This window comes from Methanosarcina hadiensis (assembly GCF_046529725.1).
In the GTDB taxonomy this organism is placed as follows: domain Archaea; phylum Halobacteriota; class Methanosarcinia; order Methanosarcinales; family Methanosarcinaceae; genus Methanosarcina; species Methanosarcina hadiensis.
In genome coordinates, this window is the sequence record NZ_CP136241.1 from 1,139,751 (window position 1) to 1,162,836 (window position 23,086).

A 23,086-nucleotide genomic window follows, 5' to 3' on the forward strand; every position below is an offset into this window, starting at 1 on the left:
AAATAGATATACTGACAAAACATGAAAAAAAGGAAGCATTAAAAAGGAAACATTAGATAGGAAGCATTAGATAGGAAGCATTAAAAAAGGAATATTAAAGAGGAAGTATTAAAAAGGAAGTATTAAAAAGGAAGTATTAAAAAGGAAGTATTAAAAAGGAAGTTGTATGATGAAGATCTGAGAAATAAACAAGAAAAAGTGAAGAAAGAAAATTAATGACCTTTATTTACCTCTTAGCCACTTTTTCTTCCTTCAATACCCTTTTAGCAATTAAAAAGACTACAAATGCAATAATAATGAAATTGATTAATTCCCCGAGAAAAGCGCCCCAGCCCAGTACTACAGGCCCGACTTCAAGCGTTGCCGTCCTCCAGGCACCTCCCGGGATAAAAGGAGTTATAATCGGCATAATAATATTGTCCACAAAGGATTTTATAAAAGCCGTCGATGCGATACCCATAATCAAAGCAATTGCCAGCGGAATCACTTTATACTCATAAAGAAATTCTTTAAATTCACTTACAAGTCCCATTATTATCCTCCTCAAACATTTTAATTCACATAATATAGAAAAATAAAATTAATTAGTTTATTAGTTTTTAGGATATATAATCTTTATCAGTTCTCTATATCTCCAGAAACGGTTTTTAAACCTGAATTATCCAGAAAAACTTGCTATTCTTGCTTAAATCTTCAGAAAAAAGCATTAAAGCCCTAAAGATAAAGTTAAAAAAGATGTCATGAAATGAATCGAACAGATAAACTTAAAATGCCTTTTTAAAATCAGAAATAGCGTATAGAAGCCATTCAGGCAAAAGGACATTGCTGATAATGTTTAGGTTTAGAAGAGTTAAGCCCATCTGAAATTTTCAACTGATGTAAGTCAAAAACATAAAAGGGCCACACTACTTGAATTACTGGTAACTGAATTGCTGATTAACTTTTTTTTCAGGATTTTAGAAGGACAGGCAGGCTGATAAAAGTCAAGCTAAGGAAGGGGGATCAGGTACGGAAGCAACACCACAGAGAGCGTGTCCGAAGATGACAAGTAACAGGAATGAAAATAACAGTTGATGGGGGATTATCAAGATGCAGACCAGAATTCTTGTGGCGTATGCTTCCAAATACGGTTCAACGAAAGAAGTAGCCGAGTCAATAGCTGATACCTTGCATGAAAATGGGCTTGCGGTAGACCTTAAGCCCGGTCGGGAAGTAAGGTCTCTGGAAAATTACAGCGCGGTTGTACTGGGTGCGCCAATATACATACTCCACTTCCACAAGGATGCGCAGGGCTTTCTTTCACGGCACCATGAAGCCCTTACAAAACTGCCGGTTGCGTTTTTTGCCCTGGGCCCATTGAGCAATGAGGCAGAGGAGTGGAAAGAAGTGAGGGTTCAAATTGATAAAGATCTGGCGAAGTTTCCCTGGTTCAGACCTGTTGAGATAAAAATATTCGGAGGCAAGTTCGATCCGAAGAACCTTCGTTTCCCTGATAACCTGCTTATCAGGTTGCCTGCAAGTCCGATACACGATATGCCGGCAAGCGACACCAGAGACTGGACGGAAATCCGCTCATGGGCTAGCAGCCTTGCAGCCCTGTTTTAACCTGCTTGGCCGCAGTAATTCGAAACCTGAGTTCAGGATTCTATTTCTGGACTCTAACCCGTGCAACCCTATTAAGTTTCTTAGCTCGATTATATTGAGCCGTTCCTGTCACACTGGGAGGAGAAGAGCAGCCTGCCTGCAAAGCAGACAAAGCGTAAGAGAATTTAGAACTAGAAGCTCAATTAAAAGAAAAAATCGACAAATAGTAGTTTAGTACTGGAAAATCTAACCGGACTAAACCGAGTGCTCAATCAGATATAAGTCAAGTATAAGTCCCAATTCAAGTATAAGTCCTGCAGCCCAATTTATAAAAACGATAAAAATTTGAAAATAAAAGGCGAAAGATAGTTTAAATTTAAGATTAAACTTAAAATTCAAGCCCCAGCCCTACCGGGCAATGGTCCGAACCCGTGATTTCAGGATAAATAAGAGCAGACTTTACACTTTCCCTGAGATTTTCGCTGACAAAGAAATAATCAAGCCGCCAACCTACGTTCTTTTTACGCGCATCGGTTCTCAATGACCACCAGGAATAGTTTCCACCTTCAGGGTTAAACATACGGAAAGTATCAAGGTATCCGGCCCCAAGGAACTTATCCATCCATGCCCTCTCTTCAGGAAGAAAACCGGAGGTCATTTCATTTTGCTTCGGGCGGGCAAGGTCTATCTCTTTATGGGCAGTATTCACGTCTCCGCAGATAACAAGCTTTTTGCCTCCGGCTTTTAGCGCGTTTGCATAATCCAGGAACGCGTCATAAAAAGCCATTTTGTATCCCAGGCGTTCCTGGGAAGCTTTGCCGTTAGGGAAATAAATATTTAGCAGGATAAACTCTTCGTAATCGGTCCTTAGAAAACGGCCTTCCCTGTCAAACACTTCAATACCCATGCCTTTTTCGAGGTTCAGGGGTTTTCTCAAAGAAAAGGTCCCGACCCCGCTGTAACCGTTCTGCTCTGCTGAAACAAAATAATTATAGTAACCTGGAATATTCTTGACTTCACGCGGAAGCTTGTCCTGAGATGCTTTTGTCTCCTGCACGCATACAATGTCAAACTCATGACTGAGTAAAAGGTCGAGAAAGCCTTTTTTGACAGCAGCTCTCAGGCCGTTCACGTTCCAGGAAATAAGGTTATAATGTTCCGGCATTTTTTACCTCTATTTTGCATCAACTGTTTCTTCTTTATTTCATCCGGTCTTCTCTGAATTTTCAGATAAAATCGATATCGATATAAAGCCATTCAGGCTTGAACATAATATATAGAGTTTAAGGAGGCTATGGAGATAAGTGAGTCATTAATTCGTGACCAGTATAGATAAAATCTCTGATTTACATAAAAGTATCCGAAGTTCTGGTGAATAAAGCGTCCGTAAACAATTCGAAATAAACAGAAACAAACATAGTGAAAAAATAAAATAATACTTTGCATAATTATTATAACTATATATTTAGAACGTTCTGAAAGTAGCTCTTCAAATACCGAACAGTAATCCAGAAAAAATAAGGAAATTATATGGACTTAATAAAAATTATATGTGGAATGCTTGCAGTTGCCCTTATTCTGGGAATTCTTACCTGTGGATCTCACGAAAACCAGGCAGCGATCGCGGAAGAACTCGAAAATAATGCCGTAAGCGAATCTGCTTCAGGAGTAACTGAAGAAGCTCTGGCAACAGTAGAGAATACAACTGCAGAACAGGCTGTCATGAAACCTGCGCCTCCGGATTCTGCCATCCTTGCAAAAGGTGAGAGTAAAATGGCAACTGAAAGGAGAGAAATAGAAAATAAAGTCAGGGCTACAGTCAGGCTTCTTGACGTACAGGGAGAAAATCTATTTCCTTCATTTAGGGAGGCAGGATCTCCCTGGAACGACCAGAATTTCTGCATTTTTGTCTGGACAATAAACGGCACTCAGGTGGTCTGTCCTCAGGACGTGGGCAGTGAAGGGAAAGATATGAAAGGGCTTCAGGACGCTGACGGCAAGCCCATATGGGAACTCTTCATAAAGGCAGTACAGAGTGAAAGTGGGGAAGGATGGATAGATTACAACTTAAAGAAAGAAGGAAGTTCCGAAACTTCTCGTATGCTAACTTTCGTTAAAAAATCCACATACGGAGGCCAATCTTACATCGTAGGATCAAGCCTTCATGTTGACGAGCAGATAATATGTAGAGACCTCAACGACTGCACGTATCTTGAAGAGCCTGGAAATATCCGTGTCGTGGAACTGCTGAACCCTAAAAATCTCAATCAGGGTGCTGGCCTTAACTACAGTGTGGCTCATTCAATTATCAAACCCGGAGAAAATATTGCTCCTCATATGATGAAAAATCCAGAAGTCCATTATATCCTTGAAGGGGAAGGCGTCCTCTATATTGACGGGATCCCGGTAGAACTTCATCAGGACCAGCTGATTTACATTCCCGCAGGCGCCATTCAAACTACATACAATACCGGAAACAATACGCTCAAATTCCTTGCCATAAACCAGCCTGGGTGGTCAGAGGAGAATACTAAAGTCTTTGAATAAAAGGTGAAGAGTCATGAATAAAAAAACTCTTTAGAACTAAACCTTGATCCTGGCTAAATTAAGCATCAGAGGGCTCTGGTCACCTTGATATATAAAAAGTAATTATATAATAATATATGAAGGTCATCCAGAGTCTGAATACATTTATCCTTCTGGTTTTGATCCTTTTTACCGCGTACCTCCGTTATTTAACTGATTTTTTTGACGAGAACAGCGCTTTTCTGGATTCTCTTCTGGCTTCATTGGTTGTAATTCTCTTTGCCTACATAGTAAACTCCGTTCTAGGTAACTTTATCCTGAGAAGAGTTTCGACTGCCAGAGACCGGTACACCCTGCGAAAAACCGTCTCCATTCTCATTACAGTCATTGCTTTTGCCTCATTTTTTGCAATCTGGATAGAGAGAACCAGTACGCTGATTATTGCCTATGGAATTCTGAGTGCAGGCATTGCAATTGCACTTCAGGACCTTCTGAGGAGCATAGCCGGGGGGATACTCATAATTACATCCGATCCTTTTAAAGCCGGAGATAGGATTCAGGTAGGAGATAATATAGGGGATGTTCTGGACATAGGAAACTTCAGCACCAAACTCATGGAAATAAAGGAATTTGGAAATTCGGACCAGTATACTGGCAGGATAATCCAGCTTCCAAACAGCTTTGTCCTTAACCAGCCGATCAAAAACTATACGCGGGATTTTTCTTTTATCTGGGACGAAATCCGGATTATGCTAATCTACGGAAGCAACTGGAAAAAAGCCCAGGATATTATACTTAAAATTACAAGCCCTATTGTGAAGGAATTTGAACCTGAGCAAAAAAAGAACTCCTGCGGATGGGAGACAAATACTTCATAGCCACCTATGATGTGAAAACAAATATCTATACATCAATAGGAGAGAACTGGATAGAACTGAGGCTGAGGTACGTGGTCGACCCGAGAAAAAGAAGAGCAGTCAATGACCTTTTGACTTCAAGGATTCTGGAAGCTTTTGAAAAAGAAGAGGATATTGTTGTAGGGACCCTGACCAGCCTTGATGCTTCGAAAAATTCCGGTAAAGAAGAGTAAATTAACCATTTTTTTCATTCTGAACTATAGTAGCAATGAGTGCAAAAATCTATTGAATCCTCAGTTTGACAGTTTCCACTAATTGATACTTTTTTTCCTTTCTTTTTTGTCCCAACTGGATTTGACGATTCTTTAAAATTTATTAAAATTTATTACATATTCTATATAATTCCATTCCTTTTTGTTACTAATAAGCTATTGATCCTATCAAAATTCGCAAAAATATAGTTTTTAACTCCATTTATCTTGAACTTGATTGTAAGTGTCAAATTCTTCAAGCTTTTTTTAATGAATTTTGTAGACGTATGTTTTATCTCCTCAAATTCATATCGCATCAGCGATATGAATAATTGGGCTATAAATCCAAGGATAATAGCTCCATAAATGCTATCGTCTGACCAGACTCTCAACGGCTTAATCTGGATTTCATTTTTCAACGAATGGAATATTTTCTCAATAGAATCCTTTTTTCTGTATGTTATCAATGCATCTTGAAGTGTCAAATCCCTGTTCGATTTCAGACAAAAAAATCCTTCTCTTCCGTTAATCAATGAAGCTTTCAGGAGTTCTATAGCTTCCTCATCACTAAGCTCTTCGAGCTTAGTTCTAAAACAGTAATCAATCTCAATCAACTCATTATTTATTCTGAATTTCTTAGGAAGCTTTTTGTTGTTTACTAAAGCCTTCTGAATCTCTTTTGCTTCCTTTAATTTCTTCAGAACAGCTCTTGCTTTTGCTTCTAACTGTCTTTTCTGTAAAGATTCAGAGAAATAGAAATACTTACTGCTGCTAGGCTTGACGATTTTTATCCCATATATACCTTTTTGGGAATCTATCAGTTCTGCTTTTTCCAGATCAAAGTTCTCGATTATTTTATCGTCACTTGTATTCAGTTTCATGGCAGTGAGATAGTCCATCTCAGCATCCTGTATACTCTTGAGATTATCAGTGGTGTTAGCTCCTTTATCAAAAATAATAAGAGAACCCTTTTTAAGTCTGCTTTTTACCTGGTTATAAGTGTCAGAGAAGTGCTCCAGGTCAAGAACGTTTCCTCGATTCACGGTAACACCAATAGGAATGTTAATGGGATTAGTTAATTCACTGATTCCAACGGTTATCTGCAGCTTATCAGGCCTGTGATCTCTACTATACCCGTATTTACCAAGGTTGGATTTAGTCCCGTAAAGAACTATACTCGTCCAATCAAGGTTTATATTTGTCTCTTCAAAATCGTAGACAGAAAACAGAGAATCAAGAATGTCAGAGAGGATTTCCTCTCTATTACGTCCTAAAAGTTCAAGAGTTCTGTAAAGAACTCTTTCATGAAACCTTTCAAGATTTAAGATATCAAGAATTTCTCCCTGATTTAACCATTTACCAGCTTCTTTGATACTAAAATTCTCAGTTAATTTGTAGCTTAACAATCCAATTAGTAAACTATTGAGATCAAGACCCCTGCTTTTATGTTTGCTAAAAATATCAAAGAAATTAAGCTTTTCATAAAAGAGTTGGACAGCAAGAATTGATCCGATAGGAACACTTATATTCTTGTTAGGAATTGTAGGAAACGCTCTCTGTTTTGTGATGTTCATTTGACCGAATTACACAAAATAGAGAGCACTTATTTTTATCTAACTGTCAAAGTCAGGTTGAATTAGTGCAAAAGTCGATTGAATTAATTGATTTCCAGAAGAACTCAAACACAAAAAATTAATTCCATGCCCACTATCCATCACCTCAATGTATAAAGTAATCCGGATTCCACCTGAAAAAGGAGAAGAAATCAGAGAAAAAGCAATTGCCGGTGAATTTCTGGACACCACAAGAAAAATCCGGAAACTTCAAATCAAAGAAGTTACTCTTCTTGAAATCCCTGTAACTGAGGATGCAGGAGAAACAGTTGAAGGATTCCCTGTAATTGAGCAGAAAGACCTCGAATTTTTGAAGCCAGCAGCATCCCTTAAAGAGTACCTCAAATGTTCTCTCTCCGAAACCGAACTTGCCCGGTTACCTTCGGGCTGGCATGTGCTTGGAGACATAATAATAGTCAGCATCCCCGACGCGCTTGATGGAAAAAAACTCCTGATAGCTGAAGCTCTCCTTTCAATGTACCCGAAGTGCAGGAGCGTTGTCCGGGACTTCGGCATCGAAGGGCAGTTCCGCCAGCCAAAAAGAGAACTTCTTCTGGGCAATGAGACAGAAACTATCCATAAGGAGCACGGCTGCTTTTTCAAGCAGGACGTAACAAAAGTGATGTATTCCAAAGGCAACCTGGGAGAGAGGAAAAGAATGAGCAGGCTCGGGAAAGGGGAAGTTGTAGTTGATATGTTTGCAGGGATAGGATATTTTTCGATTCCCATGGCTGTCCATGCCGGGCCGAAAAAGATCATAAGTATTGAAATAAACCCCGAATCTTTTGCATATCTAAAAGAAAATATCAGACTGAACCATGTAGAAGATATTATTACCCCGATTATGGGAGACTGCTCTCAGTTTGCTCCCGTAGATGAAGCTGATAGAGTCATTATGGGCTACGTGGGAACAACACACCATTATCTGGAACCGGCTATGAGAGCTTTAAAAAACAGCGGAGGGATCCTGCATTATCATGAAACGGTGCCTGAATATCTCGCAAAGACCAGGCCTGAAGAAAGGATAAGGAAAGCTGCCGAAGCCCTGGGGAAAAAAGTTGAAGTCCTGGAAACCCGAAGGATAAAAAAGTACTCTCCGGGTGTCCTGCATGTGGTAATTGATGCAAGCATTTTCATATAAAATTTAACTCCGATTAATGATTAGAGGGATTTCTGGCTTTTTTATTGCGTGTGGAGAGCCCGGTGAAACACTTACATCCGTTTCAAGGATCTTTTTGTAAATATTTCTTTTTTGCACGACAGGCCACCATCCATATAGGAAAACGTTAACAGGTTCCCACATAGCTACCCATCCGATGATAAGGAGCCCTTCAGAAAGCATGGTCTTCAATAGCCCGTTTTCAAAAGTCGAAAGAAGCCGGATAATGAGCAGGCAGAGAAAAAGGAAAATAACGGCTATTGTCAGGTTTCTTCTTCCCCGCTGGAGAAGCCTTCTCAGGTCCAGTTCTGTCAGGACTTTCTTATAGAGGAAATGGTTCTTAATTGCTTCTTTAAGGGTATTCTCGGTCTCGCTATTGAATTCGAAAGAGGGGACATATATTACAATTTCGAGAGGCTTTTTAAGAGGGAATTCGCCAACCGTGTTATAAATATACTCTTCTGCATTTTCATCAAGTTCTTTTTCGTGAAAAGGAGCAGGATCAAATGAGTTGAATATCTGCATCATACTGTGAAGTTCAAGTTCAATTAAGAGTTTTCCTTCACGCTCTCTGTAAAGGGCTTCCGTCCCATTCGGGGATAAATCCACCCTTCTGACCATTTTATATCTACCTTCTATAGAGCTGTTTTTGAATCATTTTTATATAGTTTAAACTGTTTGTATGTTCTATATAAGGCTTTACTTTTCGGTTTTTACTTCTCGGCTCTGGGCATTAAGCCGCTGATCCTTGGTATAGAGCAAGCAGTATTATGGAACTTTTTTTACTGCTGGAGATCCGATCTCTATGTACACATCCGTATGTATGATTTTTTCGTAAATGTTTCGCTTATGGACAATCGGCCACCAGCCGTAAAGGAAAGTATGAACCGGTTCCCACATAGCAACCCACCCGATAATAAGTAGGCCTTCTGAGAAAAGAGTATTAACCAGGCTTTCTTCAAAAGTTGCAAGAAGCCGGATAGCGAGCAGACATAAAAAAAGGAAGGTAAGAGCTATTATGAGGTTTTTCCTCCCCTGATGAAGAAGCCTTTTTAATTCGATATCGGTAAGGAGCTTTTTGTACAAAAAATGGTACTTTATTGCTTCTTTAAGGTCAACTTCGATTTCTGTACTGACCTCAGCAGGTGGAAGGTATATCACAATTTCGAGGGGCTTTTTCAGGGGGAATTCGTCCACTGTATTGTAGATGTATTCTTCTGCATCCGGATCAAGGTCTTTTTCCCGAAATGGAGCCGGGTCAAAAGAATCAAAGAGCTGAAGCGGGCTTGTGAGCTCTATTTCGATCAAAAGTCTTCCTGCACGCTCCCTGTAAAGAGCTTCTGTCCCTTCTCCTGAAATTTTTTTCTTTCCGGATGCTCCTTTGCCCGTTATGATATCTCTCTCCCCCTGCCGGTCACGTAGGATACTTAAAATGTTCTGTAGAATGCGTAAAGTATTTGTTTATCGAAACAGTACAATTTCTCACCTGTGATGCTTGAGGTCCTGTTATCAGCCTGAAGCTCGGATTAATATTGGGCTGGCAGGATATAAACTCTCAGATAATCAAGAAAAAATAATTCCTGTCCTGGAAATGTGTTTCGGATTCCTTTATCTCTAATCAAATGCTGGCTACAGCAGACATGATCGCCTGATGGAGCTCTTTTGGATTTTTAGAGCTGATCACCACTCTTTTTCCGGTGATGAGTTTCAGGATTACAACGAAATTTGCTCTCCTGGAAGGGGGGTTATCCACTAAATCCTTTCCTGTAAAAGGCTCATAGGCTTGAATTTTACATTCTTCAATAACATAGATTGGGATTTTCTTAAAAGAAGGATGCAGAGGTATTAAACGTATATAGACACCATCTCTCCTAACCTCAGTAACATGTTTTATGGAGTAAAAAAGGAGGGGAAAGAACACCCCGAATACAAACCAGATAGCCAGCAGGTAAAGGTCAGGAATATTCTGGAGCCCTGAAGGTTTTCCAAAGAACAGACTGTAGATCTCGATGTACCAGAGTATAAGGGCAGGGTAAAGGACAGAGAACATAAATATATTGCTGTGCAGATCCTGTACTTCTCGAAAGATCAAACATGTTTCAGGATGTTCCGTTAAAATCTCTCCCTTATAAGATGATCCGGATATTCATTATTAATGGATAATCTCCCTGATCGATGCGCTTTTTAATCATTGTCAGGAAAATACCTCACTACTTAATAAAATTAATAAATAGTCAGTCGCTTGATGCCGAAAATTTTTGATGAGAAAGTCCATAAACGGTTTATTAATTGAAAACGTCTCTATTTTTCTCTATCAAACCCGGGTAGATAAATCTTCCGAAAAAAAATGAAAATTCTATATTACATTTAATTTAAAAATCCAGGTTATAATCAAAAACCTGATGTTATGATGAAACCCGGAGATAAAATACTTAAAAATAACAGACAAAATATATTTTAGGCAAATAAAAAGAGATAAAAAAGTTAAAAATAATTATTATATAAATAGCTATTTTTAAAATTTTTATGATAACATTTTTGTAATAATTCTTTATAACAATTATTTTTATATTATTACTATAACAATAGTTTCCAGTTACTTTAACAACAGCTTTTGTTTAATATGACAGTAATTTTTAATTCTGCATTCTCAATGCCCTATCAATAGCTGCAGATAATTTTTCCGGGATCTGGGAGCCCACCATCAGTCTTTTAACTCTTCCTCCTTCCACAAATTCGAAACGCACTCCTCTATTACCTTTTGCATTATATGCAGTTCCTTTTAATCCATAGCGTATGCCCCAACCACCATAATCCCTGATTGGATTATAGGTAAGTACTTCATAGCTCTGAATAGTTTTGATAGGAAAGGATCTGAAAGAAAAATGAAACGGATAAAAACGAACATACAAACCATCTTTCCTTACCTCAGTAATCATTTTGAGGGAGTAGAAAAAAAGAGGGAAAAGAATTCCGAAAACAAGCAGTAAAACAAGCATTAGCCAGTCAGGAGCAGGATTATTCCCGAAAGGTTTTCTGAGAATGAGCTGCTGGTAGGCACCATACCATGAGATAACTACAGGAATCCCGACAATAAGCCTTACCCACAGCTGGTCCATTTTCTGAACTTCTCTAAATAGAACCGGATTGCATATCCTGCTCATTCCTTCAGTTGCACAATACATCTTGAGGGGCTCCGAATACAGTTATCAATATTTTATTGAACTGAAAGGGGTTTATAGAACAATACGAGGCTTAAGAATAATCTTCTGATATTGGAATATTTATTAATTGAGGCATTATACAGAAAAAATAAACTACCGCCAGGATTTAAGACTCAGGATTATATAATATTAAGAAGGGCTGGTTTAAAAATTATTCTAAAAAAGTAGAGAGAAAAGGTCTTTTAATAACCCAATCTCTCCATTTCTTTCAGTACTGCAGCACTGAAATCCGTGAAATTCTGAATGCCGCCAGTCCATGCAGCCATCATCATAGCATCCGAGATTTCAACTTTTGTGGCCCCAAACTTATGAAGCCTCTCCAGGATCTTGACCGCACTTTCAATATTATTGTTGGAGCAGGCAATAGCAAAAACCATCAGATGCTTCTGTTTCATGGAAAGCCCGCCTTCCCTTTCAGCCCAGATGGACTTATAAAAACCTGCGATTCCTTCGGCAAAATCCTCATCTATCCGCTCAGCGTACACAATAGACCTGGGCAAAAAGCCCTTTACTTCTCTAATTTCCTGGATATTCTTCCCCATAATAATCGATATGTCATAGGCAAGTATCAAATATAACAGTATCTCTTGACAGAATCTTTGTTATCATAAGTTTCGTTCACTTTATCACATATAGACTGGTTCGAACCTAACTAACTTAAATAACAACCAATTAGTCCTCTTGAGCTCAGATTACTCCATAGTTCCCAAATTAGTCCTCTTGAGCGAGCAAAGCGAGCGAAAAGGACCGCGTACTGTTGCGATTACATCGCAACTCCCATGAAATCTCCGATTTCATGCGATCCCGAGGCGCAATTCGGGAGGTAAAGATTTAGATCCATTATCCCTATAATACAGGCAGGTAAAATCACTGAGGCAAAAAGATGCTATACCGCAAATTGGGAAAAACAGGTAAAGAGATTTCAATACTTGGCTACGGCTGTATGAGGCTTCCAGTCATTGACGGATCACCCGAAAGAATAGACGAAAAGAAAGCAACTGAGCTTCTCCGTTATGCTATTGATCACGGTGTAAATTACGTTGATGCTGCTTACTCTTATCACGGGGGAATGGGCGAAGTTTTCCTGGGAAAAGCCCTAAAAGACGGCTACCGGGAAAAAGTGCATCTCGCGACAAAACTTTCCTGCAAGCGCGTAAGCTGCAAAGAGGATATGGACCGCTTCCTAAACGAGCAGCTTGAAAAGCTCCAGACCGATTGCATTGACTTCTACCTCCTTCATGCTGTGAAGAAAAGCTACTGGGAAAAAATGAAGAAATTCGGAATAACGGAGTTTCTTGAAAGAGCCCGCACAGCCGGAAAGATAAAATATACAGGTTTTTCTTTCCATGACGAACTCGATGTTTTCAAGGAAGTCATTGATGCCTATCCCTGGGACCTCTGTCAGATTCAGTTCAATTATCTGGACGAAAATTTCCAGGCAGGAGTCGAGGGGCTTAGATATGCGGCTGAAAAAGGGCTTGCCGTTGTCATTATGGAGCCTTTACGCGGCGGAAATCTTGCATCAAAAGTCCCTGAGGAAGCCGGAAAGATCTGGAACAGAGCTGAAATCAAAAGAACTCCTGCGGAATGGGCTTTTCGTTACCTCTGGAACTATCCGGAAATCAGTGTTGTCCTGAGCGGGATGTCAGAAATGGAGCACCTGAAAGAAAACCTGAAAATTGCGGAACAGGGGTACCCAAATTCCCTTTCAGCCGAGGAAAAAAACCTGATATCTGAAGTTAGTGGCATCTACAGGTCAAGGATAAAGCTCAACTGTACAAACTGCAAATACTGTATGCCCTGCCCAATGGGTGTAAACATCCCGCGTAATCTCAGTTATCTGAATGATATTTTTATGCTTGATGATGTGGAGAATGCAAAATTCCAGTATGGGGTCCTTCTATTACCAAAAGAGAAAGCTGGAAATTGTATTGAATGCGGGGAATGTGAGGATGTATGCCCGCAGAATATTAAGATCAGGGAAATGCTGAAGGAAGTAAGGGAAAAATTTGAGTGATTTTGATGTAACTTTATTTGCTTTACAGAATCTTTTTTCCCTCTCGACTAAGAGCACATCCGAAAAGCGGTTACTGATATAACTTTTACTATGAGAGAATTTGAAACCATAACTGATACTCTGATTTTACAGACCTACTATGATTTTTTTAGGCCCGTTATGATTTTTTAGACCTGTTGTTATTTTTAGACCTGTATTTTTAGACCTGTTATGATTTTTCAATCTACTGTTATTGGATTTCGGATGAGCTCCAGGCTATCAATAGACTATCACTAGTCAACTGCTGGTATTATTTCGCACATCCGCTTCCTGTTCATTGCTGCCTTCAAGCCTCCCACCAAATTCTACATCTCCATACCATGTAGGATCCTGCAACAGTATAGTCACCTGATCATCCTGATAAGTAGCAGTTACCTTATAGTGATTTATATTTGCGACCTCATCGATGTAAGCAACAAAAACATTGTCTGACTCCCACGACCCTTTCCCTGCCACAGGCAGACCGTATTCTCCGGGAGAGAATCTATAAACGTTATCCAGTCCCAGAAGATACTCCAGTGTCTGATTTTCTGCCACTCCCACTGTAAATAAGGCTTCTCCTTTTTCCTCATCAAATGTTAAAGAAAGAGACTGAAGGTCCAGAGGATTGGAATCGAGAACGTATGTTTTTCCTTCAATTTCTTTTGCCGTTTCAGGCAGAGGTCTCACAGGTTCAGGCTCAGGAGGCTCTACAGCGGCATTTATTTCTTCCTGAAGCCGTCCATAGGCGGCGGGGTTTTCAGGAAGAGGCTTGTCTGATTTCAAAGCAGCAACAAGGAAAGGAGCTGTCTCATCCGCGTTAAAGCCGCCGCCCGTGGTCACAACTATGAGATTTTCTTCAGGCACGACAGTTATTAGTTGTGTCCCACGACCCCTTGCGTCATAACGTTCAGGAAGGTCATCATCCGGAACCCACCACTGATAGCCATATCTCTCGTCCTCTTCCAGAGAGACCTGCTCACGCGTAGATTCAGAAACCCATTCTGCCGGCACTATCTGTTTCCCATCCCATTCCCCGTTATTAAGATAGAGATAGCCGAGTTTTGCCATATCGTGAGGAGTCATGTGCAGATCACCCCAGCCGCGGTTATTTCCCTGAGGGTCAGAAGGCCAGATGAACTCTGTGATTCCTAAAGGCTCAAAGAGCCGCTCCTGAGCATAATCAGATTCGTTCATGCCAGTGGTCTCACTGATAATTCCCGAGAGGAGATGCGAGTTACTGCTACAGTAGACGAAGCGAGTGCCAGGTTCTTCTGCCATGGGCAGGTCAAGCGCAAACTGGATCCAGTCAGGGCTGTCTTCCATCTGCTCAGTAGTAACTTCGTAAGGCTCGTTAACGCATTCAAGTCCCGATCTCATAGTAAGAAGGTCTTCCAGAGTCATTGCCTTTTTATTTGCATCAACATTCGCAACAGTGCGATTCGGAAAAAAATCCAGAACCGGCTGATCGACACCGACAATGTACCCTTCGGAAATTGCGATACCTATCAGGGTCCCTGTAAAACTTTTGGTAACGGAAGCGACATCGTGTACTGAATTATTGGCAAAAGGGTAAAAATAGACATCAGTAACAACGTATCCGTTGCGTATGATCAACAGGCTGTGAACGTTAATGTCATTTTCCTCGATGTAATCAAGTAACTCAGCCAGTTTTTCCGAATCCATACCCTGCTGTTCAGGCGTTGAAGTTCTCCAGCCTTCGGTTGGCCAGTATGTTACAGACTCATTGACTGAAGCCGGTTCGTTGCCTGAATCAGGAGTCTCAACGCAACCGGAGGCTGCAAGCAGAACTAATAAAAACACAAGTAATTCGATAAATTTTGAACTTCCATTACCCCTCATTAAATCTACCTCAAATTGCCCTATATTTGCTCTATTCTGCCTGAAATATAGCAATAGCATAATTTGAATTTCAGATAATATATTTCTTATAATATGCAATAAAATGAGTTTTACTAAAAGTTAAACTTTCCTCCAGGGAAAAGTAAGGCAGTTTACCTAATTTGAGGACAATTAACGGGTTGAGCAAGATGTCGTTAGGGATTTAGAGCTTTTGGGCAATATTCATTTTATTTAAAATGAGACTTTTTGGCTGCTAAAAATAAGCTATTAATCTTTTTTCCTTCACGAAGATGTTTGTGGTTCAAATACAACCCGTCGCACTAATTATTTGGGTAATAGGGATGATGAATTTTTAGTGCGCAACTGACAAATTCTCACAGTACTATTTTTAGAAGTTATTCTATAGTATATTTTTTACTTTAAAATATAAAGTAAATAAAAATCGAATTTTTTGTGCGTCACTGCAACAAATCAGCAGTATTGCTTTATTAGAATATTGCTTTATTAGAATAGTATATTACAGATTTGTAATTTATATTTTAATTTGAATAAACTAAAATTTTTGTACACATTTGTGCCAATATCTGCACAAATGTGTCATTTCTGAAACTGCCTTAATCCAAAAATAAAAATTCTTTTATATGTTCTTTGAAAACATTAGTCGAATTTTTTATGGAATATCTTTTGAGCATTATCTAAACCTCTTGTATAGTTGCCTTTACAGAAATTAATTTTATATTTTATTGTTTGACTAGAAAAAACAACTCCGATTTTTGTACGCAACTGACAAATAAAGACAGTACTATTTTAAAAGTTCTATGTAAATAGAACATTGTGTATTTTTAGATAAATTCTCAAATAAAAGTCAAATTTTGTATGTATTTTTCATTCGTTTTTCATAGTAGATTAATAGCTTTGGAGCTTACTTAAGCTTAAATAGAGAAAATTAAACTAGTTCCTATTATGAATGAAGTTAACCAAACATAGCAAAAAAACTAATCAATGTAGCTATCCCTGAGGATCTTTGCAGTAATAAATCTAAGTTTGATTGTTTTAATTTGTTCAATCTCTCTAAAATTTCTTTAGTATCATTATTTTTCGGTAGATACCCAATTGAAATTTTTATTTCGTCAAAGCATTTTATTATATTATTTTTTAAACCATTTAGTTTCTCAGTTTGCATGGAGTCTAACTTTTCGATTGAGAGTGTATTTAGGCTCTCTATCCTACTTAGTTTTTCCAATTCCTCTCTCATAGTTTTGAGATCTGATAGCACATCAGCCGAATTAAGTTTGATTTTAGAAATATCAAAGCTTATACAACTCAACTTATCTTTAATGTAAACAAATTCACAGAAGATGAGGTCGAACTTTTGAAGTTTTTGATCCAATTTTCGGTCCAATTCTTGCTCTGAAACTACTCTCACAGTGGGGATTGATCCAATCACATAACTCATAGTCTCAAGTTGCTTCATAAGATTTGTTTCATGCCTCATTGCTTCGATCTTGTTTAGAAAATACTCATTTTCGGGAAGGTCTGTAACTTTAATTTTTAATAGATAAGCAATGTCTTCTACTTTTTGTGCTACTCCTTCTTGACTGCCACCAATTTCCCATTTCTGAACTTCCTTACTGACAGCGCAAGCAATTTCTTCCGTAGCAGTTCCTTTCGATTCCCTGCATGCAATCTTTGCTTTCTCTTTAATTTCTTCGAGAAATCCTTTTAGATATTTATCCAGTATGGGCAATCCTTTTCTCAGAGTTATTGTTGCAAAAGGTGCTGATTCTTCAATGTTTTTCATGAGTTCTGCTGCATGCTCACAGTGTTTTCTATAGAAATCAAGCTCACCTTTCATAACCTGCAAATCTAGATTTTCTAAATTCTGGACTTCCTTTAACGCTTCTGCAAGGTTTTCAACAGCTTCAAGAAGTAACTCCTTGCTCTTTGAGCCTCCAATTGCAGCTTTAGCTTCTATAAGATATTTGTTTACTTCTTCCTTAGCTTCCTGTTTTGTGAAAATAATTGTATGGAATGAGCGATAAAAAGGAAGGCAAAATTTAGCTGGGTTATTGTAAGTTGCTTCCTTTGCTGCAATTTCGAAAAAATCAATTGCCTTTTCCAATTCCTTTTTGTAATCTTCATCTGTCTCTGCCTGAGAAGCCATGAATATCGAAGCTCTTCCAAGAGAATGATTTAAGGAGGATCTCACATCACTATCTTCATCATTGGTTAATTTAATTAAATCGTTCCATGCCTGTTGTTTATCTGGCACTTGTGAGAACGCAGAACCAAGAGCTTCGACAGCAATAGACCTCAATTCACTGTCTTCATTATTAGTTAGTCTATGTAAATCATTCCAAGCCTGTTGTTTATCCGGCACTTGATAAAACACAGAACCAAGAGCAGAGATAGCTCTCCATCTCACATAACTGTCTTCGTCGTTGGTCAGTCTGTGTAAGTCATTCCATGCCTGTTGTTTATCTGGCACTTGTGAGAACGCAGAACCAACAGCTTCAGCAGCCCAATACCTCACATCACTGTCTTCATCATTGGTCAGTTTATGTAAGTCATTCCAAGCCTGCTGTTTATCTGGCAATTGGGGAAATGTAGAACCAAGAACAGAGACGGCCGTACTCCTCACATTACTGTCTTCATCATTGGTCAGTGTATGTAAATCATTCCATGCCTGTTGTTTATCTGGCACTTGAGAAAACGCAGAACCAAGAGCATCGACAGCACTTTTCTTCACCCAACTTTTTTGATTATTGGTCAATCCAAGTAAGTCATTCCATGCCTGTTGTTTATCTGGCACTTGAGAAAACGCAGAACCAAGAGCTTCGACAGCATTAGACCTTACATCACTGTATTCATCACTGGTCAATCCAAGTAAGTCATTCCATGCCTGTTGTTTATCTGGCACTTGAGAAAACGCAGAACCAAGAGCATCGACAGCACTTTTCTTCACCCAACTTTTTTGATTATTGGTCAGTCCAAGTAAGTCATTCCACGCCTGTTGCTTATCTGGCAATTGAGAAAATGCAGAACCAAGAGCTTCGGCAGCACTAGACCGCACAAAACTATCTTCATCATTGGTCAGTGTATGTAAATCATTCCAAGCCTGTTGTTTATCTGGTAATTGAGAAAACGTAGAACCGAGAGCCCAGGCAGCCGTAGACCTAACATCACTGTTTTTATCATTAATCAGTCTATGTAAGTCATACCATGCCTGTTTCTTATCTAGTAATTGAGGAAAAGCAGAGACAAGAGCTTCGACAGCACTTCTTCTTATATAACTGTTTTTGTCATTTGTCAGTCTGTGTAAGTCATTCCATGCCTGTTTCTTATCTAGTAATTGAGGAAAAGCAGAAACAAGAGCTTCGACAGCACTTCTTCTTATATAACTGTTTTTGTCATTTGTCAGTCTAAGCAAGTCATTCCATGCCTGTTGTTTATCTGGCAATTGAGAAAACTCATAAACAAAAGTCTTAGCAGCCCAATACCTCACATCACTGTCTTTGTCATTAGTTAGTCTAAGTAAATCATTCAACGCTTGTTGCTTATTTGTGTCAGAAAATGTAGAACCAAGAGCTTCGGCAGCCCTAGACCTAACATCACTGTGTTCACAATTGGTCAGTCCAAGTAAGTCATTCCACGCCTGTTGCTTATCTGGCATGTCAGAAAACGCAGAACCAAGAGCTTCGACAGCCCTAGACCTTACAAAACTGTCTTTATTATTGGTCAATCCAAGTAAGTTATTCCATGCCTGTTGTTTATCTGGCAATTGAGAAAAAGTAGAACCAAGAGCCCAAGTAGCCCAATATCTAATATCACTGTATTCATCATTAGTCAATCTAAGTAAGTCACTCCATGCTTGTTGCTTATCTGGAAGTTCAGAAAACGCAAAATCAAGAGCTAAGGCAGCACTAAACCTAATATTGCTGTCTTCATGATTGATCAGTCTAACTAGATCATTCCATGTCTGTTGTTTATCTGGCATGTCAGAACATGCAGAATCAAGAGCTAAGACTGCATTGTACCTAATATTACTGTCTTCATGATTGGCCAGTCTAATTAGATTATCCCATGCTTGTTGCTTATCTGGCATGGAGGAGAAAAAAGTCTTAAATTGCTCTAAAGAACGTATACTCTCTTTTAGATCATCTCTTAAACATTGATTATGAATCTTATCTCGATCTATCAACTGCCAGACACCAGAAAATCTTATAGATATGAGTGCTTAAAACAGTTTCTTTTTAGTTGTTGTTTAACTTGATTGTTGTTTAACTTAAATCCAAGTTTTTCCAAAGCTTATTCATGAAGCTAGTCAATAAACCAGCTTCATGATGCCAAAAATTAATAATATTGGCTTATATTCACACATTCAAGAGTAATAATACTTTATGATTTTTCTTATATTCTTGGTATTAAAATTTAACTTTCCCTAAGTATTATCTATTTACTTCTTAAAATTCGAAATCAGATTTTTCAATTCATTAATTTTGTCAACTACAGTTTTTGAAACATCTGTTTCCATTTCATTATAGGCAAGTAACGGAATTAACGGAATAGCAATTTTCAGTTTTTGAGTTGTACTCATAGGAGAATACAATTCATAAAGCACTTCTTCTATCTTTTCTTTCATTTCAGGCGTATCGTTTTTAATTTCTTCTAAGTTTCGTTGGATAGTATAAAGATATTCTTGTGGATTTTGTAACTCATCTAGTGAATTTATTAGTCTTTCAGATGAAACCTTTAGATAAGTGACTTCATTTTCTAATGAAATCGTTTTTTGTTTGATGTTTTTTAGGTCTTGTAATACATAATCGGGCATTGAGCTAAACATTGGGATTAATCCAATAAGTCGAGAAATTATTTTATATTGGCTTGCAAGATCCTTTACATTTCGTATTCCTTCAATTTCTTTAAAAATATGCTCATAACCCGCTTGATGTGGCATTTTTAACCTGAAAGTCTCGATCAAGCTTTCAATCATTTGCGTCATTTCTTCCTGATCACCAATTTCCCATTTTTGAACTTCTCTACTGACAGCACCTGCAACTTCTTCTGCAGCAGTACCTTTTGATTCGTTGTATGCTATCTCCGCATTCTCTTGAATTTCTTCCAGAAGCTTTCGTAGCTTTCTGTCAAGGACAATTAGATCTTTTTTCAGTGATGATAAGTTGCTTCCAGCCAGTATATATCCAACAATATATATTAGATTCTGCAATTTTTTTGAGAGATCCGTTTCTTTTTCCATTGAGCCAATTTTGTTAAGAAGATTCTCATTTTCAGGGATATTTTTTACTTTATTTTTTAGAGTATAAGCAAGAGTCTCTATATTACGGACCATTTCTTCTGGGTTATTTAATTCCCAATTTTGAACTTCTCTACTAACAGAAAGTGCAATTTCTTCTGTGTCAGTACCTTTTGATTCTCTGCATGCAATCTTTGCTTTCTCTTGAATCTCTTCGAGAATACCTCTTATGTTTCTGTCTAGGATCGGCAGACCTTTTCTCATTGTAACAGTAGCATAAGGTGCGCTTTGTTCAGCATCTATCATCAGTTGTACTGCACGATCAGCGTATTTTCTATAAAAATTAAGTTCGTCTTTTTTGGCTTTCAAATCAAGTTTTCTAAAATTCTGGACTTCTTTTAATGCTTCTGCAAGGTTTTCTACGGCTTTGAGGAGTAGTTCTTCACTTGCTGAGCCTTTAACTGCAGCTTTAGCTTCTGCTAGGTATCTATCTACTTCTTCTTTAGCTTCCTGTTTTTTAAAAATAATTGTATGGAAAGAGCGATAAAAAGGAAGGCAAAACTCAGATGGATTTAACATTCCTTCAGGTGACTCCTTTGCCGCAATTTCGAAAAACTCAATTGCCTTTTCCAATTCCTTTTTGTAATCTTCATCTTTTTCCGCCTGGGAAGCCATGAATATCGAAAGTCTTCCAAGAGAGTGATTTGAGGAGGATCTCACCAAACTGTATTCATCGTTGGTCAGTCTATGTAAGTCATTCCATGCCTGTTGTTTGTCTGGAACATGAGAAAACGCAGAACTTATAGCTTCGGCAGCACTAGATCTCACAAAACTGTCTTTATCGTTGGTCAGTCTGTGTAAGTCATTCCATGCCTGTTGTTTGTCTGGAACATGAGAAAACGCAGAACTTATAGCTTCGGCAGCACTAGATCTCACAAAACTGTCTTTATCGTTGGTCAGTCTGTGTAAGTCATTCCATGCCTGTTGTTTGTCTGGCACTTGAGAAAACGCAGAACCAAGAGCAGAAGCAGCACTAGATCTCACTAAAGTATCTTTATCCCTAGACATCCTATGTAAATCATCCCATGCCTGTTGTTTATCTGGCACTTCAGAAAACGGAGAACCAAGAGCTTTGGCAGCACTAGACCTCACAGAACTGTATTGATCATTTGTCAGTCTGTGTAAATCATTCCAAGCCTGTTGTTTATCTGGCACTTGAGAAAACGCAGAACCAAGAGCAGAAGCAGCACTAGACCTCACATCATAGTTTTCATCATTGGTTAATCTATGTAAATCGTTCCAAGCCTGTTGTTTATCTGGCACTTGAGAAAACGCAGAACCAAGAGCATAGGCAGCCCTATACCTCACATAACTGTCTTCGTCGTTGGACAGTCTGTGTAAGTCATTCCATGCCTGTTGTTTATCTGGCACTTGAGAAAACGTAGAACCAATAGCATCAACAGCCTTGGATCTCACCAAACTATCTTCATCGCTAGTCAGTTTGATTAATTCGTTCCATACCTTTTGTTTGTCTGGCACGTAAGAAAAAGAAGACACGAGGACGTCAACGGCTTTTAATCTCACAAAATCGTTTTCATCACTAGTCAGGTTATGTAAATCGTTCCAAGCCTTTTGTTTATCTGGTAGCAGAAAACTGTATCTTAAATTATTCAATAAATTTGTATGTTTTTCAGAACCATCAATAATATTTTGGTGAATTTTTTGACCCATTTCCCCATGATTTTCAAATTCTCCTGAAATTTTCAACTCTTGTTCATAATACTCATTAGCTGTTTGGATGTCCCCAATTTGATAATAGATACTCCCGAGCTTATCAAGACTAGTTCTTTCTATTATGTGATCCCCTAACTCCCTTGATATTTTTAACGAACGTGCATAATACTTAATTGATTTTTCAATATAGCTAGTATTAATAGAGCCCAGATTTGAATATATATCACCAAGTTTAATCAATATAGATTCTTCTAAACTCTTGTTATTAATATCCTTTAATATGGAATCTAGTTTATCAAAATATTTGATAGATTCATTTGCATGACCTAAAAGCAGTTGGATTTTTCCAAGATTATAGGTACAATAGGCAAGATTATATGAAGTCTCTGGTTTATCTTTCATATATATTTCTGTTAGTTTTGAATAATACTCCATACGTTCTTCGAGTTTTTTTCTGTTTGACAAAGAAATGTCTGGATCTTCAAGGTCAAAAATAGGTATTATAACATTTTCTTTTCTCGTACCAAACTCGAAAACAGTAGTTCTCCAAGAAAAAAAATCTTTTGCTTCTTGAATAATCGAAGAATAAGAATCTATATCAACCCAGATTATTATTGAGTGTTTAATTCCCAGAAGTTCCTCTCTTTTCACGTTCAAAAGAAAAAGAGCTTTAGATTTCTCTTCATTATTCTTCTTTTTGATTGCTTTATTGAGACCAAAAACAAAAAACGAAATTTTTTTATTCTTTTCCTTTTCCAATTTATATTCTTCCGACTTTGTAGCTTCTTTTAAAAGCTCCACTATATCCGTGGATCTTTCATCCATTTCTATCTTATAGATAAAAATTCTATCACTAACTCTACTAAATATTTGATTGCTAATTTCCTCGCATAATATAGGCTCGTTACATCTTATAAGAGCAATTGTACAATCATCAGATAAATCGAGAAGTGTGAGTATCTCCTCCAATTTAAGAAGATGAGAAA

The 23,086-nt window shown here is 38.2% G+C and carries 17 protein-coding genes; 6 read left to right on the top strand and 11 right to left on the bottom strand.

All coding sequences use genetic code 11. From position 1 onward, the window contains the following. Positions 1-226 precede the first annotated feature (226 nt). Positions 227-532 (bottom strand): MscL family protein, encoded by a 306-nt coding sequence (locus RSJ42_RS05010; protein WP_410509576.1) that lies wholly within the window; start codon positions 530-532, stop codon positions 227-229. Positions 533-1,089: 557 nt separating this feature from the next. On the opposite strand from RSJ42_RS05010, the gene RSJ42_RS05015 reads away from it, so the two are divergent. Beyond that, on the top strand, positions 1,090-1,605 hold the full coding sequence (locus RSJ42_RS05015; RefSeq protein ID WP_410509577.1) for a flavodoxin domain-containing protein: 516 nt from the start codon (positions 1,090-1,092) through the stop codon (positions 1,603-1,605). A 367-nt stretch (positions 1,606-1,972) separates the two neighbouring features. Here the strand turns inward: RSJ42_RS05015 and RSJ42_RS05020 are convergent, their stop codons facing one another. After that, positions 1,973-2,749, bottom strand: coding sequence for an exodeoxyribonuclease III (locus RSJ42_RS05020; RefSeq protein WP_410509578.1), 777 nt, complete (start codon positions 2,747-2,749; stop codon positions 1,973-1,975). Between the two features lie 365 nt (positions 2,750-3,114). Here RSJ42_RS05020 and RSJ42_RS05025 point away from each other — a divergent pair, with 365 nt between their 5' ends. From RSJ42_RS05025 to RSJ42_RS05035, 3 genes are all read left to right on the top strand, one after another. Continuing rightward, positions 3,115-4,131 (top strand): cupin domain-containing protein, encoded by a 1,017-nt coding sequence (locus RSJ42_RS05025; protein WP_410509579.1) that lies wholly within the window; start codon positions 3,115-3,117, stop codon positions 4,129-4,131. A gap of 116 nt (positions 4,132-4,247) precedes the next feature. Next, positions 4,248-4,988, top strand: coding sequence for a mechanosensitive ion channel family protein (locus tag RSJ42_RS05030; protein ID WP_410509580.1), 741 nt, complete (start codon positions 4,248-4,250; stop codon positions 4,986-4,988). Next, positions 4,967-5,200, top strand: a complete 234-nt coding sequence (locus RSJ42_RS05035) for a hypothetical protein (protein ID WP_410509581.1) — start codon at positions 4,967-4,969, stop codon at positions 5,198-5,200. The genes RSJ42_RS05030 and RSJ42_RS05035 overlap by 22 nt, the downstream gene beginning before the upstream one ends. Before the next feature lie 161 nt (positions 5,201-5,361). On the opposite strand, the gene RSJ42_RS05040 is transcribed toward RSJ42_RS05035, so the two are convergent. Continuing rightward, positions 5,362-6,792 carry a transposase gene (locus RSJ42_RS05040; protein WP_410508133.1) on the bottom strand — a complete coding sequence of 477 codons (1,431 nt, stop codon included), beginning with the start codon at positions 6,790-6,792 and terminating at the stop codon, positions 5,362-5,364. Positions 6,793-6,940: 148 nt separating this feature from the next. On the opposite strand from RSJ42_RS05040, the gene RSJ42_RS05045 reads away from it, so the two are divergent. Next, the gene (locus RSJ42_RS05045; protein WP_410509582.1) at positions 6,941-7,972 is read left to right on the top strand and encodes a class I SAM-dependent methyltransferase; all 1,032 of its coding nucleotides are present in this window, start codon (positions 6,941-6,943) and stop codon (positions 7,970-7,972) included. A gap of 3 nt (positions 7,973-7,975) precedes the next feature. Here the strand turns inward: RSJ42_RS05045 and RSJ42_RS05050 are convergent, their stop codons facing one another. From RSJ42_RS05050 to RSJ42_RS05070, 5 genes are all read right to left on the bottom strand, one after another. Continuing rightward, positions 7,976-8,611 (bottom strand): hypothetical protein, encoded by a 636-nt coding sequence (locus RSJ42_RS05050; protein WP_410509583.1) that lies wholly within the window; start codon positions 8,609-8,611, stop codon positions 7,976-7,978. Positions 8,612-8,758: 147 nt separating this feature from the next. Then, positions 8,759-9,298, bottom strand: coding sequence for a hypothetical protein (locus tag RSJ42_RS05055; RefSeq protein WP_410509584.1), 540 nt, complete (start codon positions 9,296-9,298; stop codon positions 8,759-8,761). Between the two features lie 310 nt (positions 9,299-9,608). Then, positions 9,609-10,040: a DUF6141 family protein gene (locus RSJ42_RS05060; RefSeq protein WP_410509585.1), complete on the bottom strand. Its 432-nt coding sequence runs from the start codon at positions 10,038-10,040 to the stop codon at positions 9,609-9,611. 586 nt (positions 10,041-10,626) lie between these two features. Then, positions 10,627-11,175 carry a DUF6141 family protein gene (locus tag RSJ42_RS05065; RefSeq protein ID WP_410509586.1) on the bottom strand — a complete coding sequence of 183 codons (549 nt, stop codon included), beginning with the start codon at positions 11,173-11,175 and terminating at the stop codon, positions 10,627-10,629. A 221-nt stretch (positions 11,176-11,396) separates the two neighbouring features. Further along, entirely contained in the window at positions 11,397-11,756 is a 360-nt protein-coding gene (locus RSJ42_RS05070) for a carboxymuconolactone decarboxylase family protein (protein ID WP_410509587.1), read from the bottom strand. 341 nt (positions 11,757-12,097) lie between these two features. Between RSJ42_RS05070 and RSJ42_RS05075 the strand changes: the two genes are divergently transcribed. After that, the gene (locus tag RSJ42_RS05075) at positions 12,098-13,231 is read left to right on the top strand and encodes an aldo/keto reductase (protein WP_410509588.1); all 1,134 of its coding nucleotides are present in this window, start codon (positions 12,098-12,100) and stop codon (positions 13,229-13,231) included. Positions 13,232-13,507: 276 nt separating this feature from the next. On the opposite strand, the gene RSJ42_RS05080 is transcribed toward RSJ42_RS05075, so the two are convergent. From RSJ42_RS05080 to RSJ42_RS05090, 3 genes are all read right to left on the bottom strand, one after another. Then, positions 13,508-15,112: a serine hydrolase domain-containing protein gene (locus RSJ42_RS05080; protein ID WP_410509589.1), complete on the bottom strand. Its 1,605-nt coding sequence runs from the start codon at positions 15,110-15,112 to the stop codon at positions 13,508-13,510. 973 nt (positions 15,113-16,085) lie between these two features. After that, positions 16,086-19,313, bottom strand: coding sequence for a HEAT repeat domain-containing protein (locus RSJ42_RS05085; protein ID WP_410509590.1), 3,228 nt, complete (start codon positions 19,311-19,313; stop codon positions 16,086-16,088). 255 nt (positions 19,314-19,568) lie between these two features. Next, the gene (locus RSJ42_RS05090; protein ID WP_410509591.1) at positions 19,569-22,925 is read right to left on the bottom strand and encodes a HEAT repeat domain-containing protein; all 3,357 of its coding nucleotides are present in this window, start codon (positions 22,923-22,925) and stop codon (positions 19,569-19,571) included. Between the last annotated feature and the right edge of the window lie 161 nt (positions 22,926-23,086).